Origin of the sequence: Microbacterium algihabitans (genome assembly GCF_032464975.1) — a bacterium.
Lineage (GTDB): Bacteria > Actinomycetota > Actinomycetes > Actinomycetales > Microbacteriaceae > Microbacterium > Microbacterium algihabitans.
Window position 1 is genome coordinate 1 of the sequence record NZ_JAWDIU010000003.1, and the last position, 17,115, is coordinate 17,115.

The following is a 17,115-nucleotide window of genomic DNA, read 5'->3' on the forward strand; positions in this document are numbered from 1 at the left end:
GTCGCGTCGCCTGCGGGCCGGCGGGCGCCGGGCCGGCCGGTCCGCGCGGAGCGCCGCCCTGGCCGCCGGGGCCACCGCCCGACCCACCGGGGCCACCGGGCTGGTCGCCCTCGAGGCGGGCGAGGTACTTCACTCGGACCCCGAGCACGGCCTGGATCGCCTGCCGCAGGTCTTCGCTCGGGCCGCCCTCGGGCGTGCGGGTCTTGAACGCCGACAGATCGTTCGTCGTGCGGAACGCGAGGGTGAGCACGTCGTCGTCGTACGCGACGACAGTCGAGGTCGACACGATCAGCCATGAGGCACGGCTCGCCACCTCGAGCTGACCCAGCACCTCGGGCCACGCGTCTCGTACGTGCGCCAGGTCGATCGGGCCGACCGGGGTCGCCGGCGGCGTCGGGGCGGACGGCTCGAGCGGGAAGGCCTCGTCGGATGCGGGAGCTTCGCCGGGCGCGGGAGCCGCGTCGGCGGGCTCCGCCGCAGCGGCACTCTCGGCTGCCGCGTCGTTCTGGGCTGCCGCGTCGGGCGCGGGGGTCGCGTCGGGCGCGGGGGTCGCGTCGGGCGCGGGGGTCGCGTCGGGCGCGGGGGTCGCCGTCGGCTCAGCCGCCGCAGCGGGCTCGACGCGTTCCGAGGGCTCGGCTGTGCCGGTCGCCTCAGCGGGCGGGGCCGTGGACGCCGACTCGGGCTCCGACGCCGGCGCGGCTTTCGTCGTGGACTCGGGCTTCGCGACCGGTTCGGGCTTCGCGTCCGGCTCGGCCTCCGCGACGGAATCTGTTGCTGAAGTGCCTCCCGACGTCGAGACGGATGCCGCCGAGGGCGCTCTGTCGAAGGGGTGCGCCTCGTCGTCGTCGGGCATGGCGAGAGCCGGTTCGACGGCCGTCGCGGGCGAGGCCGCGCGGGTCGGTGCGGGTTCGTCGAACACGGAAGCGTCGCCGTCGTCGAACGGCGGCGGAGCGTCGTCGTCGGTGAAGGGCGGCGGGGCGTCATCGTCGGAGGGGGCGCTGCCGGCCGTCGCGGGGGCGGCGACGCGGTTCGTCGCGGGCGCGGGCGCGGGCCTCTCGGCATCCGCCGGCGTCGGCTCGGGGCGACCGGGAGCCGCGATCCGCGGGGCGGCGACGCCCGGAGACGCCACCGCGGGGGCTGCCCCGCCCGGCGACGCGATGCGGGGGGCGGCGACCCCAGGAGAGGCGATGCCGGGGGAAGCGACGGCCGGCGAGGCCACGGTCGGTGAGGCCACCGCCGGTGAAGCGATCTTCGGGGAGGCCACGGCCGGCGACGAGGCGCCGCCCGATGAGGTACCGGGCGACGCGATGCGCGGGGCCGCCGCGGGAGCGGACGACACCGCCGGCTGGGTCGACGGGGCGGCGATGTCGGCCGCGGGTGACGCGGGACGCCCCGTCGCGGGGGCGACCTGCGCGGGGGCTGCGACATGACCGCGCCCGGCTTCGATGTCGTGCGCCGTGGCGGGCGATCCGCCCTGAGCGACACCCGCGTGCGTGAGCACGCGCGCCACCAGCAACTCGAGCTGAAGACGGGGCGAGGTGGCGCCGGTCATCTCGTCGAGCGCGGCCACCACGAGGTCGGCCGTGCGGGACAGACGAGTGGTTCCGAAGGCGGTGGCCTGCCGCGACATGCGCTCGAGCTCGTCGTCGGGGACACCGCGCAGGACCGCGGAGGCGCCCGCACCCGTGGCCGCCACGATGATCAGGTCGCGCAGGCGCTCGAGCAGGTCGTCGACGAATCGGCGGGGATCTTGGCCGGTCTGCACGACACGGTCGACGGCGGCGAAGGCTCCTCCGCCGTCGTTCGCGGCGAAGGCGTCGACGACCTCGTCGAGCAGCTCGGAGTGCGTGTAGCCCAACAGCGAGACCGCGCGCTCGTAGCGCACGAGCACGTGGCCCGCGGGTTCGGTCGCCGAGCCTGTCGACGGGTCGCTGCCGGCGATGAGCTGGTCGAGCAGCGAGAGGGTGTCGCGGGGCGACCCGCCACCGGCGCGAACGACGAGGGGCAGCACGCCGGCTTCGACGCTCACGCCCTCGGTCTCGCAGAGCTCTTGGACGTACTCGAGCATCGCGGCGGGCGGAACCAGCCGGAACGGGTAGTGGTGCGTGCGCGAGCGGATGGTGCCGAGCACCTTCTCGGGCTCGGTGGTGGCGAAGATGAACTTCACGTGGGCCGGAGGCTCTTCGACCAGCTTGAGCAGGGCGTTGAAGCCCTGCTGCGTCACCATGTGCGCCTCATCGAGGATGAAGATCTTGAAGCGGTCGCGCGCGGGGGCGAAGATCGCGCGCTCGCGCAGGTCGCGGGCGTCGTCGACACCGTTGTGGCTCGCCGCGTCGATCTCGACCACGTCGAGCGACCCGCCGCCGCCGCGCCCCAGCTCGACGCAGCTGTCGCACGTGCCGCAGGGGGTGTCGGTGGGACCCGCCGCGCAGTTGAGGCAGCGCGCCAGAATGCGGGCCGAGGTGGTCTTTCCGCAGCCGCGCGGACCCGAGAACAAATACGCGTGACCCACGCGGTCGCTGCGCAGGGCGGTCATGAGCGGCTCGGTCACCTGCGACTGCCCGATCATCTCGCCGAACGCCTCGGGGCGGTATCGGCGGTACAGGGCTGTCGTCACTCCACCAGCCTACGGCGTACCTCCGACATCGCCTCCGCGCCCCCGACGATCGACCCTCGGACCGCGGGGAACGGCGGAGATTCCGGCGACGGAGGACGCGATCGCCCCCTGGCGTCCTCCCCTCCCCGATCCTCCTCCCGCGGGCGGAGAAGGCGCCCGCGAACGCCGAACGCGGCGACCCCCGCGGGGTGCCGCCGCGTTCGAGGAGCTCAGAAACCGCCGTCGAGTCCGACCGCGATGGGTGCCTCGTCGTCGCCGACGACCGGGATGGTCGCGGTGACGATCGGCACCGACGCCGACAGCAGCGTGCCGTCCTCGCGCACGGAGCCCTCGAGCTGGCGGATCGAGGGACGACCGGGCCGCACCGGCCCCTGTCCGTGCAGGGCCACGCGCACCGTCTCACCCGGCGCGACGGTGTAGTCCACCCCGCGCACGGCGAAGGTGACGGGGCCGCCCTCTCCCCCGGCGCGAAGGGCCAGCGCCGACGCGGTGAGGGTGATGTCGAGGCGCGTGCCGTGCCAGTGCAGCACGTACGACAGCTCGGGCCAGTCGGCGGGCAGACGCGGGTCGAAGGTCAGCAGACCGAAGTGGTCGCGCATGCCGCCGAAACCGCTGACGAGGGCCGTCCACACCCCACCGGCCGAGGCCACGTGCACGCCGTCAGAGGCGTTGTGATGCAGGTCGCCGAGGTCGACGAACGCGGCCTGACGGAAGTACTCCAAGGCGAGGTCCTGGTAGCCGACCTCCGCCGCGAGGATCGACTGCACGACCGCCGACAGCGTCGAGTCGCCCGTGGTCAGCGGGTCGTAGTACTCGAAGTCGGCGAGCTTCTCGGCATCCGTGAAGTGATTGCCCTGCAGGAACAGCGCGAGCACCACGTCGGCCTGCTTGAGCACCTGGTACCGGTAGATCACCAGTGGGTGGAAGTGCAGCAGCAGCGGACGCTGATCGGGCGGGGTGTTCTCGAGGTCCCAGATCTCGCGCTCGAGGAACACGGCGTCTTGGGGGTGGATGCCGAGGGCCTCGCTGAACGGGATGTGCATGGCCTCGGCGGCCTTGTCCCACCGCTCGGGCTCCGACGGGTCGAGGTTCATGCGATCGGCCATGTGCGCGTACGCGTCGGGATCACGGTCGGCGAGATCGCGGACCGTGCGCGCGGCGAAGCGCAGGTTGAACCGCGCCATGACGTTGGTGAACAGGTTGTCGTTGACGACGGTGGTGTACTCGTCGGGCCCGGTGACGCCGTGGATGTGGAAGGAGTCGCGCTCCCCGTCGTCGGAGCCGTCGCTCGAGCGCCAGAACCCCAGCGTCGCCCACAGGCGGGCCGTGTCGACGGCGATGTCGACGCCCTCACGGGCGAGGAACTCCTCGTCGCCGGTCGCCCGCACGTACTTCGCCAGCGCGTAGGCCACGTCGGCGTTGATGTGGTACTGCGCGGTGCCCGCGGCGTAGTAGGCCGAGGCCTCTTCGCCGTTGATGGTGCGCCACGGGAACAACGCCCCGGCCTCATTCAGCTGGTGCGCGCGTTTGCGGCCCGCGGGAAGCATGAGGTAGCGCATGCGCAGCGCGTTGCGGGCCCACAGCGGCGACGTGTACGCCAGGAACGGCAGCACGTAGACCTCGGTGTCCCAGAAGTAGTGCCCGCTGTAGCCGGAGCCCGTGACGCCCTTGGCCGGCACGCCCTGCCCGTCGGCGCGGGCGGCAGCCTGCGCGAGCTGGAAGAGGCACCAGCGCGTGGCCTGCTGCAGGTCGCCGTGACCGCCGATGCGCACGTCGGAGCGATCCCAGAAGTCGGCGTACCAGGCGATCTGCTTCTCGACGAGCCGGTCGACGCCCGTCTCGACCGCGCGATCGAGCGTGCGGCGGCAGCGGTCGAGCAGCTCACCCGTGGGAACGCCACGCGAGGTGTGGTAGCTCACGAGCTTGGTGATCGTGGTGGGGACGCCGGCACGGGCGTGCACCCGATAGACGTTCTTGGCGATGTCGGGCTCGATGAGCTGGCGCGAGGTGTACTCGTTCTCGGTCTCGACGAGGTGGTCGGCGATGACGGCGAGCGTCATGGCCGACTCGCTGACCTCGTAGCTGAGGGCCGAGCGGTCGCCGTCCTGCCAGTACTCGCGCGGCTGCAGCACGCGGTCGCTGAGCTTCTCGGTCTTGCGCGGGTCGAAACCGGACTGCTTCGATGCCATGGGCGAACCGCCGTAGATGCCCTCGCCGTCCTGACGGTTCAGCAGCTGGCTGCTCACGGTGACGGGGGCGTCGGCATCGAGCACGGTGACGGTCAGGCGCAGCACCGCGAGGTGCTTCTCGTCGAACGACACGAAGCGCTCGTCCTCGATGCGCACGCGCTTGCCCGAGGGCGTGACCCACAGGAGGTTGCGGCGCAGGATCCCCTGACGCATGTCGAGCACGCGCTCGTACTCCCGCACGTCGGCGACGTCGAGCGACAGCGGCTCGTCGTCGACGTAGACGCGCATGACCTTGGCATCCGGAGCGTTGATGATCGTCTGACCGACCTCGGCGAAACCGTAGGCCTGCTCGGCGTGACGGATCGGGAACGTCTCGTGGAACCCGTTGATGAACGTGCCCTGTTCGAGCGCGAACCGCCCCTCGATGGAGTTGCCGCGCAGTCCGAGGTAGCCGTTGCCGACCGCGAAGAGGGTCTCGGTGACCCCCACGTCGTCGAGCGAGAACTCGGTTTCTACGAGACGCCATTCGTCGATGGGGAAACGATCGCGATCGATCATCACGTGCCTTCCAGGGCGAGGGGGCATCCCGCGCGCCCGCGGTGAGTCGGGTGGGTCGCGTGCAGGCGACGGCTCAGTCTACGAAGGCCGCGAGGTCGTCGACGACCACGGTGGCCCCGGCGGAGGCGAGGTCGTCGGCCCCGACGCCGCGATCGACGCCGACCACGACCGCGTATCCGGCCGCGACGGCCGACTTCACGCCGCTCAGTGCGTCTTCGACGGCGACGGATCGGGCCGGGTCGACGCCCAGCATGCGCGCCGCCTCGGCGAACACGTCGGGTGCGGGCTTCGACGACAGGTGGTCGCGCTCGGCGACGACGCCGTTCATGACGACGGGGAAGCGATCGCGGATGCCGGCGGCGTCGAGCACCTCGACGGCGTTCTTCGAGCTCGACACGACAGCGATGGGGACCCCGGCCTTCTGGAGCACGTCGAGAAGGGCCACCGACCCCGGGTACGGCGCGATGCCCTCGCGGCGGAGGATCTCGGAGAAGACCACGTTCTTGCGGTTGCCGACTCCGCACACGGTGTCTTCGGAGGGGTCGTCGGAGGGATCGCCCCACGGCACCTCGACGTCGCGGCTGCGCAGCAGGCTCGCCACGCCGTCGTAGCGCTTCTTGCCGTCGACGTACTCGAAGTAGTCGCGGTCGGTGTAGGCCGGCTCGATCTTCCACGCGGCGAACAGCTCGTCGAACATCGTCTTCCACGCCCGCATGTGCACCTCGGCGGTGGGGGTCAGCACGCCGTCGAGATCGAACAGCACCCCGTCGAAGGTCGTCAGGTCGGGCAGATCGGCGGTGGGGGTCATGGGGAACTCCGGGTCGAAGAAGACGATCGCCCCAGCAGGGCGGGGTCAGCGTAGCGGGACGAGGTGTCTCAGCGGGTGACCGACAGGGTCTGCCGCGCGATCTCGAGCTCTTCGTCGGTGGGCACGACGAGCACCTCGACGCGCGAGGCGTCGGTGGAGATGCGCCGGATGCCGCGTCCGCGCGTCGCATTGCGCTCGGCGTCGATCTCGACCCCGGCGAACCCGAGAGTCGCCATGGCCTCGGCGCGCACGGCGGCGGCGTTCTCGCCCACCCCCGCGGTGAACGAGATGACGTCGACCCCGTCCAACTGCGCGAGGTACGCGCCCGCGTACGCGCGCAGGCGATGGATGTAGACGTCGAAGGCCAGGCGCGCCGCCGGGTCTCCCGCCTCGCGTCGCTGCTGGATGTCGCGCATGTCGGACACTCCCGCGATGCCGAGCAGGCCCGAGCGCTTGTTGAGCAGCGTGTCGAGATCGGCGGTCGACATCTCGGCGCGGCGCGCGAGCTGCAGCAGCACCGCCGGGTCGAGGTCGCCCGAGCGCGTGCCCATGACGAGCCCCTCGAGAGGCGTGAGGCCCATCGAGGTGTCGACCGAACGCCCGCCCTCGATCGCGGCGACCGAGGCGCCGTTGCCGAGGTGGAACACGATCTGCTTCAACTCGGTGAGCGGGCGACCCACGAAGGCGGCGGCTGCCTCGCTGACGAACTTGTGGCTCGTGCCGTGGAACCCGTAGCGGCGGATGCGGTGGGCCTCGGCGACCTCGCGGTCGATCGCGTACGTGTACGCCTCGGGAGCGAGCGACTGGTGGAAGGCCGTGTCGAACACGGCCACGTGCGGAACGTCGGGGAACGCCTTCTTCGCCGCGACGATCCCCGCGAGGTTCGCGGGATTGTGGAGAGGCGCCAGGACCGACAGCTCGTCGATGTTGATCTCGACGAGCGGCGTCACGACCGTGGGCGCGAAGAAGCGCGCACCGCCGTGCACGACACGGTGACCGACCGCGACCGGGGCGCGCTCGTCGAGCGAGGGCCCGTGCGCGGCGAAGGCGTCGAGCATGACGGCGAAGCCCGCGGTGTGGTCGGGGATCTCGCGCTCGATCGTGTAGGTGGCATCCGTCACCGTGGGCGCCGGAGCGTCGGGAGCGGAGAGGGCCGCGGCGGTGATGGTGTGGGTCGCCGTTCCCCCGGTCCCTGAGCCTGTCGAAGGGTCGCCGATGCGTTCGACGAGACCGGATGCCAGCACCCGCTCGTGCGCCATGTCGAGCAACTGGTACTTGAACGACGACGAACCGCTGTTGACGACGAGGACGACGCTCACTGGGTGCCCCCCTGGGCCTGGATCGCGGTGATCGCGATGGTGTTGACGATGTCGTCGACGAGGGCGCCGCGCGAGAGGTCGTTGATGGGCTTGTTCAGACCCTGCAGCACGGGGCCGATCGCGACGGCCCCGGCCGAGCGCTGCACGGCCTTGTAGGTGTTGTTGCCCGTGTTGAGGTCGGGGAAGACGAACACCGTCGCGCGACCGGCGACCTCGGAGTCGGGCATCTTGGCCCGGGCGACGGCCGCGTCGGCCGCGGCGTCGTACTGGATGGGTCCTTCGACGAGCAACTCGGGCGCGCGCTCGCGCACGAGGGCGGTCGCGGTGCGCACCTTCTCGACGTCGGCGCCCGTGCCGGACTCGCCCGTCGAGTACGACAGCATGGCCACGCGCGGCGCGATGCCGAACTGCTCTGCGGTGGCGGCCGACGACACGGCGATGTCGGCGAGCTGCTCGCTCGTGGGGTCGGGGATGACGGCGCAGTCGCCGTAGACGAGCACGCGGTCGGCGAGGGCCATGAGGAAGACGCTCGAGACGACCGAGACGCCGGGGGCGGTCTTGATGATCTCGAACGCGGGGCGGATCGTGTGCGCCGTGGTGTGAGCGGCGCCGGAGACCATTCCGTCGGCGAGGCCGAGGTGCACCATGAGCGTGCCGAAGTACGACACGTCGGTCACGGTGTCGGCGGCCTGCGCGAAGGTGACGCCCTTGTGCGCACGGAGCCGGGCGTACTCGGTCGCGAACTTGTCGACGTGCACGGCGTCGAAGGGGCTGAGCACCTCGGCGTCGCGGATGTCGATGCCGAGCTCGATCGCGCGCCCACGCACCTCGATCGGCTCGCCGAGGATCGTGAGGTCGGCGATGCCTCGCGAGAGCACGGTGGCCGCCGCCCGCAGCACGCGGTCGTCGTTGCCCTCGGGCAGCACGATGCGGCGCTTGTCGCTGCGGGCGCGGTCGACCAGGCCGTACTCGAACATGAGCGGGGTGACCACGCTCGGGCGGGCGACACCCAGCTCGCGCGTGAGGAGTTCGGTGTCGACGTGGCGCTCGAACAGGGCGAGGGCGGTGTCGTAGCGGTGCTGCGAGTCGGCGGCGAGGCGACCGCGCGTGTTCATGATGCGCACCGCGGTGTCGTAGGTGCCGAGGTCGGTCGCGATGATCGGCAGGGGCGAGCCGAGGCCGTCGATGAGGCGCACGATCGCATCGGGCAGCTCGAACCCGCCGTTCAGCACGATGCCGGCGAGAGAGGGGAAGGTGCCGGAGGCGTTGGCCAGCAGGGCGGCGATGAGCACCTCGCTGCGATCGGCGGGGATGACGACGACCGCGGACTCTTTGAGCCGTGGCAGGACGTTGACCATCGACATTCCCGCGACGACCACGTCGAGCACCTCGCGGGTCAGCAGCGCCGGGTCGCCCTTGATGAGCTCACCCTCGACGGAGCGCAGCACGCCGCGCACCGAGGGGGCGATGAGGAAGCGGTCTTCGGGGAGAGCCCAGACGGGCACGCTGCGGCGTTCGGCCGCGGTGCCGACGGGAAGAGCGTCGACGACCTGACGCACGGATGCCGTGATCTCGTCGAGGTGGTCGGGATCGGCGCGGTTGGCGATCACGGCGAACAGCGCCGCCCGCTCGTGCTGCAGTTCGGAGACGGCGAGCGAGGCGATCTGCCCGACCTCGTGCGGGGTGCGCGGGACCGACATGCCCAGCGTCTCGCTGTGGCCCTGCTGCGCACGACCGCCGAGCACGAGCAGCACGGGGGCGCCCAGGTTCGCCGCGATGCGGGCGTTGTAGGCCAGCTCGGCGGGGCTGCCGACGTCGGTGTAGTCGCTGCCGATGATGACGACCGCGTCGCACTGGGCCTCGACGGCCTTGTACCGCTCGACGATGCGGGCCAGAGCGGCGTCGGCGTCGTCGCGCACGTCGTCGTAGGTCACGCCCACGCAGTCGTCGTAGGCGAGGTCGACGCTGTCGTGATCGAGCAGCATCTCGAGCACGTAGTCGCGCTCGGCCGTCGATCGCGCGATGGGACGGAACACCCCCGCGCGCGGCGTGACGCGGCTGAGGGCGTCGAGGACGCCCAGAGCCACCGAGGATTTACCCGAATGACCTTCGGCCGACGTGATGTAGATGCTCTGCGTCACGGAGCCAGCCTATTGCGGGCCTCCGACACCGCTGCGGGGTTGCTTCGGCGTCGAGTGATCAGGAGGGGTCCACCGGCACGAGCCGGGCGCCGACCCTCCGGAGATCCGCGGCGAGCGCCGTGTCGGGGTCGAGGTCGAGGTCGGCGATGATCCCCGCGACCCCGTCGAGCGGCAGGATGCCGAAGCGCGAGGCCGCACCGAGCTTCTCCTCGCTCGCGAGGACGAACGTCTCCGACGCGCGGGCCGCGAGAGCGCGCTTCATGGCCGCCTCCTCGGCATCCCCCGTCGACAGCCCCGTTTCGGGGTGAACCCCCGTCACGCCTAGGAAGAAGAGGTCGGCGCTGACGTTCTGCGCCGCTTCCATCGCCGCGGCCCCGCAGGCCACCGCGGAGTGCTTGAAGAGGCGCCCGCCGAGGATGATGACCTCGGCGTCGTGGTCGAGGAGCGCGGCGGCGATCGTCGGCGAGTGGGTGATGATCGTGCCGCCGAACGAGCGCGGCAGCAGATCGACCATCGCCAGGGTCGTCGTGCCGCCGTCGAGCAGCACGGTGGAGTCGGGCTCGATGAGGGCGACCGCGGCGGCGGCCACGCGCTCTTTACTCCCCCGCGCGACCTCGCGACGAGCGGCGTAGTCGGCGACGGCGGGCGAGGCCGGGAGCGCCCCGCCGTAGACGCGGACGGCGAGGCCCGCGGCATCCAATTCTCGGAGGTCCCGGCGGATGCTGTCTTCGGAGAGACCCAGCTCGACGGCGATGTCCTTCACGACGAGACGGCCGTCGCGCCGGAGCCGGTCGAGCAGGGCGTCTTTCCGGGCGGCAGCGAGCATGGTCCACAGTGTTGCACGTTTCTGCACTATTGTTCCGAGTCATGACCGACCCTCGCCCCGGCACCACCGTCGCCGATCACCGCGGCCGCACCGGCCTGCACCTCACCGGCCGCGACCTCGACCGCAACCCGCGGGTGGAGGTCACCGACGTCGACCTCCTCGCGGCCGGCTGGCACGTGCTGCGGGCGACGACGTTCCGCTACCGCGGCGACGACGGCGAGTGGACGACCCTCACACGCGAGACCTACGACCGCGGCAACGGTGCGACGATCCTGCTGTACGACCCCGACCGGCGGACCGTGCTGCTCACCCGGCAGTTCCGCTACCCCGTCTACGTCAACGACCACCCCGACGGCATGCTCATCGAGACCGCCGCGGGCCTGCTCGACGACGACGACCCGGTCACCGCGATCCGTCGCGAGGCCGAGGAGGAGACGCGGGTGCGCGTCGATGAAATACAGCACGTGTTCGACGTCTACATGAGCCCGGGATCGGTCACCGAGCGCCTGCACTTCTTCGCCGCGGCCTACGACGGCGCCGACCGCGAGGGCGATCGCGGGGGCCTGGCCGAGGAGGACGAGGAGATCGAGATCCTCGAATACGACATCGATCTGGCGATGCAGATGATCCGGGACGGATCGATCCATGATGCCAAGACCATCATGCTGCTGCAGTGGGCGGTGCTCGACGGGCCCTTCGCCCGGCATTAAGGCGCGGTGTCGAGCCACAGAGTCGGGCATCGGGGAAAAGAAAAGACCCTCCGCGCACCCGGTAGAGCCTGGTTACCCTTGCTACGTTTCCGTCCTGGGGGAGTTGGCCGGGATACCGCCACGCGGAGAGCCGTCGACTAGCCTACCCGACTCATCGGCGTCTCCCCGCCGCGATCCAGCCGCGCGCATCCGTCGCCGGGATTCACCGCCGAAACCGGCCCCGCGACGACGGCACGCGGCGCCTCACGCCTGCAGCGCCAGCGCGGCCGCGCCCAGCAGCGGTCCGTCGCCGTCGAGTCCCGACCCCACGATGCGGCAGCGGCGCGCGTAGGCGTGCAGAGAGGCGGCCTGGGCCGCCGCGCGCACCTGATCGATGTAGTCGGGCGCGACCTGCGAGAACCCGCCGGCGATGGCCACGGCCTCGAGGTCGCACAGCGTGGCCGCGGCCGCGATCGCCTGCCCGACGGCGGTGGCCGAGCGGCGCACCGCGCGGACGGCGATGTCGTCACCCGCCGCGTGCGAGGCGGCGAGATCGAGCCCCGTCAGGCCCTCCCACCCCTGGGCGCGTGCCCACGCGACAGTGCCGGGTCCGGCCGCGACGGCTTCAAGGGTCGAGGCGACGACCTCGCCGTCGTCGATGGTGCGCACGAAGATCTGGCCGAGGTGTCCGGCATTGCCGCTGGCGCCCCGCACCGGCTCGCCGGCCAGGACGAAGCCGCCGCCCACGCCCGTCGACACCACGATGGCCATCGCGTCGTGGCAGCCGACCAGGGCTCCGCGCCAGTGCTCGGCGAGGGCGATGCAGGTGCCGTCCAGGGCCAGGTGGATCGGACCGTCGACGAGTCCGTCGAGCACCTCGTCGATCTGCAGGCCCGCGGCCAGGGGAAGGTTCAGCGGCGACACCGACCGCGACGGGAGGTCGACGGGACCGGCACTGCCCACCCCGATCGCTCCCACGCGGGCACCGGGCACCGCGGCGAGCGCGGCGACGGCGGCCTCGCGGACGTAGCGGGCGATCTGCGCACGGTCGGCCTCGCGCCCCGTCGGGCGCCGGGCCACGCTCGCACGCTCGACCTCTCCCTCGACGGACACGAGGGCCGCGTCGACCTTGGTCCCGCCGATGTCGACGGCGAGCACGTGAGTGAACGGGAGGGTGGTCGCGGTGTCGGGCATGGGGCTCCTCGGGCGGATCGACGCCCCCGATCCTAGGGGTGCAGCCGTGCGCCCCCTGTGCACCCGGCTCTTTCCGACCCGCCGCACCATGACGCGGGTTACGATCAGGTCACGGCGGCGAGGATGCGCCGCCGCCCTCCACGACATAAGGGATGCCATGGACGAGACGGTCACGCCCGAGGCGACCACGCGGACACGCCGCACCGACACGAGCCCGCGCCCGGGCGTCGACACCGGCCTGGACGCCGCGTCGTTCGCCCAGCTGACCGGCGACATCGTGGCATCCGTCTCCCGCGTGATCGACGGCAAGCCCGATGCCGTGCGCAGCGCCCTGATCGCGCTGCTCGCCGAGGGACACCTGCTGATCGAAGACGTTCCCGGCGTCGGCAAGACCATGCTCGCGCGGGCCCTGGCCGCCACGGTCGACGCCGACGTGCGGCGCATCCAGTTCACTCCCGACCTCCTTCCCGGTGACATCACGGGCGTGTCGGTGTTCAACCCGGTGCAGCGGCAGTTCGAGTTCACCCCCGGTGCCGTGTTCGCGAACATCGTGATCGCCGACGAGATCAACCGCTCCTCCCCCAAGACGCAGTCGTCGCTGCTGGAGGCGATGGAGGAGCGCCAGGTCACCGTCGACGGTCGGACCCACGTGCTCCCCTCGCCGTTCCTCGTCGTCGCGACGCAGAACCCCCTCGAGATGGAGGGCACCTACGCGCTGCCCGAGGCGCAGCGCGATCGCTTCCTGCTGCGCATCTCGATGGGGTATCCGGATGCCGCGGCCGAGGCGCTCATGCTGCGCCAGCGCGACAGCGTGAACCCGCTCGACGGACTGACCCCCGTGGTGACCGCGCGTCAGGTGACGGCGATGATCGCCTGGGCGCGCGGCGTGCACGTGGCGCCCGCTCTCGAGGAGTACGTCGTCGCCCTCGCTCAGGCGACCCGCAGCCATCCCGACATCCGCCTGGGGGCGAGCCCCCGCGCGACCCTGCAGCTCGTGCGCGCGGCGAAGGTGCGCGCGGCCCTCGACGGTCGCGCCTACGTCATCCCCGACGACATCACGGCGCTGCTGTCGCCGGTGTTCGCCCACCGTCTGATCGCCAACCGGTCGGCGGCCGGCGGTCGCGCCGGGGCCGCCGTGGTCGCCGACGCGCTCGATCGGATCGCCACGAGCGTCCGCGTGCCGCTCGCGCCGCGACCGTGAGGCCGGCCGTGCGGCGCTGGTGGCCGTTCACCGTCCGCGGCACCGGCGCGGTGCTGCTGGCCGTGGCCTCGTTCGTGATCGCCCAGCGCGCCGGCATCCCGGAACTGTTGTACTTCGCCTCGCTGCTGGCGGCGCTTCTCGCGGCCTCCGGCATCGCCCTGCTGCTCACGCGGGGCGCGGGCTCGGTGACGCGCACGATCACCCCGGAGGTGCCCGAGGTCGGCGCCCGCGCGAGCGTGCTCGTGCGCGCGGGTCTGCAGAGCGCGCTGCCGACGGGCCCCGGACGCTGGCGTGACGCGCTGCCGTCGGGTCTCTCGGGTCGGGCGGAGGGCGCTTCTCCCGGCCTCTCATCGACGCTCGCGGGCGCGGGCGGAGCGATCGAGGTGCGTTACGAGGTCGTCGGCACGTCGCGCGGCATCCATTCCCTCGGTCCGTTCGAGGTCACCACGACCGATCCCTTCGGCCTGGTCCGGCGGCGGCTCGCCCTCGGGCGCCCCACCCCCGTGACCGTGGGTCCGGCCGTGGTCGACCTCGCTCCCCTGCCCACCGCGTCGGGCGAGGCCGGCGGGTCGCGCCAGACGACGACGATGCAGTTGGGCCAGGGCGCCGACAACCTCGTCGCCCGGCCCTACGCCCCGGGCGATTCGATGCGGCGCATCCACTGGCGGGCGACGGCCCACCGCGACACCCTCATGGTGCGTCAGGAGGAGCAGGAGTCGTCTCCGGCCGCGACGGTCGTGCTCGACCGCGCGCTGTCGCGCTGGTCGCCGCTCGCCGCGCACGCGCCGGGCGCCGATGCGGCGTTCGAGACGGCAGTCAGCGCGTGCGTGTCGGTCATCGCACGTCTCGTGCACGAGGGCTACACCGTCGACGTCGTCGACAGCGACGGGGCCCTGCTCACGGATCCCGTCGAGGGCGGTGACGACGTCGACGCCCGCCGGACCGCGGCCGGTTTCGCAAGCCTGCGTGCGCGCCCCGACGACCCCTCGCACCGCATCGTGCCCGCCTCGGCCGGCGCGCTGCTGGGCCCGGTCGTGGTGGTCACCGGACGACTGGGGGCCGACGATCGTGCTTCGCTGGGGACCGTGGCGCGACATTCGGCGATGCCGGTGCTGATCGTCGTCGCGGACGAGGGTTTCGACACCGACCTCGACGGCCTGCGCGCCGGCGGATGGCGTGCGTCCCTCGTGCGGTCGGGCGGCGAGGTCGCCGCAGCGTGGGACGACGCCATGGAACAGGGGTACTCCCGTGTCGGCTGACCTCACGGTGCTGCGCACCCCGCGTCGACGTCGCGATGCGACGATGCTCACCCTGGGGCTGTTCGCGGCCATCGTCTCGGCGATGCTGCCGGTGTTCTCGGTCATCGCGCCGGGCCCGTGGGTCGCGGGCGCCGTCGTCGTGACGGCCGGGGTGCTGGGCGCGGGCCTGCTGGTGCGCATCGCCCGCCTGCCCGCGATCCTCGCCAGCGCCATCGAGCTCGGTGTGTGGGTCGTGCTGCTGACGGCGATCTTCGGTCGCACCACGGCGCTCCTCGGGCTCATCCCCACCCCCGCCACCTTCGCGAGCGTCCCGGGTCTGCTCTCGGGGGCGTCGGAGGAGATCCGCCTCGGTGTGGCCCCCGTCGAACCGGCCGTCGGCCTGGCGTTCCTGCTCGTGGGAGCGATCGGCGGACTCGCCCTGGTGCTGGATCACGTCGTGCTCACGGCCCGGATGCCGTTGCTCGCCGGCGTCGGTCTCGTCGCGGTCTCGTTGATCCCGACCATCGCGATCCCCTCCGACGTCGACATCGTCGCCTTCGTGCTGCTGGCGGCCTCTCTGCTGTTCCTCTTGCGCGTCGACACACGCGCTCGGGCGATCGCGGTGTCCGACCGCGACCCGGCCCCGCGTCGCCTGGGCGCCTCGTCGACCGCGCTCGGCGTGGCCGCCGTCGCCGTGATCGTCGCCGTGGTCGCCACCCCGCTGCTGCCCCAGCCGGGCCTGCGTTTCGCGACCGGCGGGACCGGCGGTATCGGGACGACCATCAACCCCAACCTCGAACTCGGCAACGACCTGCGCCAGCCGCGCGAGGTCGACGTGCTGACCGTGCGCACGACCGGGCCGACCGCCCCGTACCTGCGTGCCGTCACGCTCTCGCGCTTCGACGGCGCCGTGTGGGAACCCGACAGCTCCGACACGGTGCCCGTGCCCTCCGACGGGCCCGTGTTCGACCGCGTGGGCGTCGACCAGGACATCGCCCTGGCCGATTGGTCGACCACCGTCACCGTCGATCAGCTCGACAGCCCGTGGCTGCCCGTGCCCTACCCCGCCTCGACCGTCACGGGACTGTCGGGCGACTGGCTGGGCATGCCGCAGAACCGCACCGTCGTCACCCGCGCCGGCTCGACGCGCGACCAGGTGTACGAGGTGCAGGCGAACGTGCCCCGGCCGACCCTCGAGCAGATCCGCGCCCGTCAGGTCGGCAGCCCCGACCTCGACCCGGCGCTCACCTCGCTGCCCCCCGACGTCCCCGCCATCATCGGCGACACGGCTCGACAGGTGACGGCCGGCGCGAGCACGTCGTACGACGCGCTGATCGACCTGCAGACGTGGTTCCGCAGCAGCGCGTTCCGCTACTCCCTCGATGCGCCCGTCGAGGCGGGCTTCGACGGGGCGGGGATGGATGCCGTCGCCGACTTCCTGCAGGTGCGCGCGGGCTACTGCGTGCACTACGCCTCGGCGTTCGCGGTCATGGCGCGCTCGCTGGGCATGCCCTCGCGCATCGTGATCGGGTACCTGCCCGGCACGGCCTCGAGCATCCCGCAGCAGGGGGGCATCGAGTACACGGTCACCTCCAGCCAGCTGCACGCGTGGCCCGAGGTGTACTTCCAGGGCATCGGCTGGGTGCCCTTCGAGCCGACCAACAGCCTCGGCGTGCCCACGAACTTCGCCTCCAGCTCCACGACAGGGGGAGCCGCCCCCACGACCCCCGAAGAAGACGCGGCCGTTCCCTCGACGGCTCCGTCGCCGGCGGCGTCGTCGGCGGATCGCGGAGACACCGGGGCGGTGGAGGCCGGAGGCGCGGGCGTGGCCGCCCGCACCGGCACGGCGTGGATCCCCTCCGTCGTGATCGCACTCGCACTGCTGCTGCTGGCTGCCGCACCGTCGGTCGTGCGCACCGTCGTCCGGCGCCGTCGACTCGCCGCCGCACGGGCGGGAGACCCGGTGGCCGCGTGGACGGCGATGCGCGAAGACGCCGTCGATCTCGGCATCCCCTCCCCCGCGAGCGTGTCGCCGCGCGCCTACGCCACCCAACTCGTCGACGAGCACGGCGTGGACGCCGACGACGTCGATCTGCTCCGCGCAGCGCTCGAAGAGGTCAGCTACGCCGGAACGGAGCCGGATGCCGCGGCGGGACCCGCGCTCGCCGACGCGGTCGAGCGCATCCGCACGCAGTTGGCGTCGGGCGCCTCCCGCACGCGACGCCTCGTGGCACGGATCGCGCCGCGCTCCCTCCTCGTGCGACCGGGGGCCGAGGCCCCGGAGCGCGAGACCACCCCCGTCTGACGAGCGAAGAGCGCCACCCCCTGAGGGGTG

Annotated in this window: 11 protein-coding genes and 1 other RNA gene; 4 read left to right on the plus strand and 8 right to left on the minus strand. The window is 72.3% G+C overall.

Features of this window, described 5'->3' with window-relative positions:
* From RWH43_RS09595 to RWH43_RS09620, 6 genes are all read right to left on the minus strand, one after another.
* On the minus strand, nt 1-2,617 hold a 2,617-nt coding region (locus RWH43_RS09595; protein WP_316001346.1), incomplete at its 3' end, for a DNA polymerase III subunit gamma and tau.
* A 209-nt stretch (nt 2,618-2,826) separates the two neighbouring features.
* Nucleotides 2,827-5,364, minus strand: coding sequence for a glycoside hydrolase family 65 protein (locus tag RWH43_RS09600; RefSeq protein WP_316001347.1), 2,538 nt, complete (start codon nt 5,362-5,364; stop codon nt 2,827-2,829).
* Between the two features lie 73 nt (nt 5,365-5,437).
* Nucleotides 5,438-6,172: an HAD family hydrolase gene (locus tag RWH43_RS09605; RefSeq protein WP_316001348.1), complete on the minus strand. Its 735-nt coding sequence runs from the start codon at nt 6,170-6,172 to the stop codon at nt 5,438-5,440.
* A gap of 68 nt (nt 6,173-6,240) precedes the next feature.
* The gene (locus tag RWH43_RS09610; protein WP_144832954.1) at nt 6,241-7,491 is read right to left on the minus strand and encodes an acetate/propionate family kinase; all 1,251 of its coding nucleotides are present in this window, start codon (nt 7,489-7,491) and stop codon (nt 6,241-6,243) included.
* Nucleotides 7,488-9,632 (minus strand): phosphate acetyltransferase, encoded by a 2,145-nt coding sequence (gene pta, locus RWH43_RS09615; protein ID WP_316001349.1) that lies wholly within the window; start codon nt 9,630-9,632, stop codon nt 7,488-7,490. The genes RWH43_RS09610 and pta overlap by 4 nt, the downstream gene beginning before the upstream one ends.
* Nucleotides 9,633-9,690: 58 nt before the next feature.
* Nucleotides 9,691-10,458, minus strand: coding sequence for a DeoR/GlpR family DNA-binding transcription regulator (locus RWH43_RS09620; protein ID WP_316001350.1), 768 nt, complete (start codon nt 10,456-10,458; stop codon nt 9,691-9,693).
* Between the two features lie 41 nt (nt 10,459-10,499).
* Here RWH43_RS09620 and RWH43_RS09625 point away from each other — a divergent pair, with 41 nt between their 5' ends.
* Nucleotides 10,500-11,168, plus strand: coding sequence for an NUDIX domain-containing protein (locus tag RWH43_RS09625; RefSeq protein ID WP_144832948.1), 669 nt, complete (start codon nt 10,500-10,502; stop codon nt 11,166-11,168).
* 38 nt (nt 11,169-11,206) lie between these two features.
* On the opposite strand, the gene ffs is transcribed toward RWH43_RS09625, so the two are convergent.
* Nucleotides 11,207-11,303, minus strand: an RNA gene (ffs, locus tag RWH43_RS09630) — signal recognition particle sRNA small type.
* A gap of 108 nt (nt 11,304-11,411) precedes the next feature.
* Entirely contained in the window at nt 11,412-12,341 is a 930-nt protein-coding gene (locus RWH43_RS09635; protein ID WP_316001351.1) for an ROK family protein, read from the minus strand.
* Between the two features lie 157 nt (nt 12,342-12,498).
* Between RWH43_RS09635 and RWH43_RS09640 the strand changes: the two genes are divergently transcribed.
* Genes RWH43_RS09640 through RWH43_RS09650 form a run of 3 tightly spaced genes read left to right on the plus strand, consistent with a single transcriptional unit; the run spans nt 12,499 to nt 17,085 of the window.
* Entirely contained in the window at nt 12,499-13,542 is a 1,044-nt protein-coding gene (locus RWH43_RS09640) for an AAA family ATPase (protein WP_316001352.1), read from the plus strand.
* An 8-nt stretch (nt 13,543-13,550) separates the two neighbouring features.
* On the plus strand, nt 13,551-14,801 hold the full coding sequence (locus tag RWH43_RS09645; protein WP_316001353.1) for a DUF58 domain-containing protein: 1,251 nt from the start codon (nt 13,551-13,553) through the stop codon (nt 14,799-14,801).
* A complete protein-coding gene (locus RWH43_RS09650) occupies nt 14,791-17,085 on the plus strand; it encodes a transglutaminase TgpA family protein (protein WP_230705145.1) in 2,295 nt (764 codons plus the stop codon). Before RWH43_RS09645 ends, RWH43_RS09650 begins: the two co-directional genes overlap by 11 nt.
* Nucleotides 17,086-17,115 lie beyond the last annotated feature (30 nt).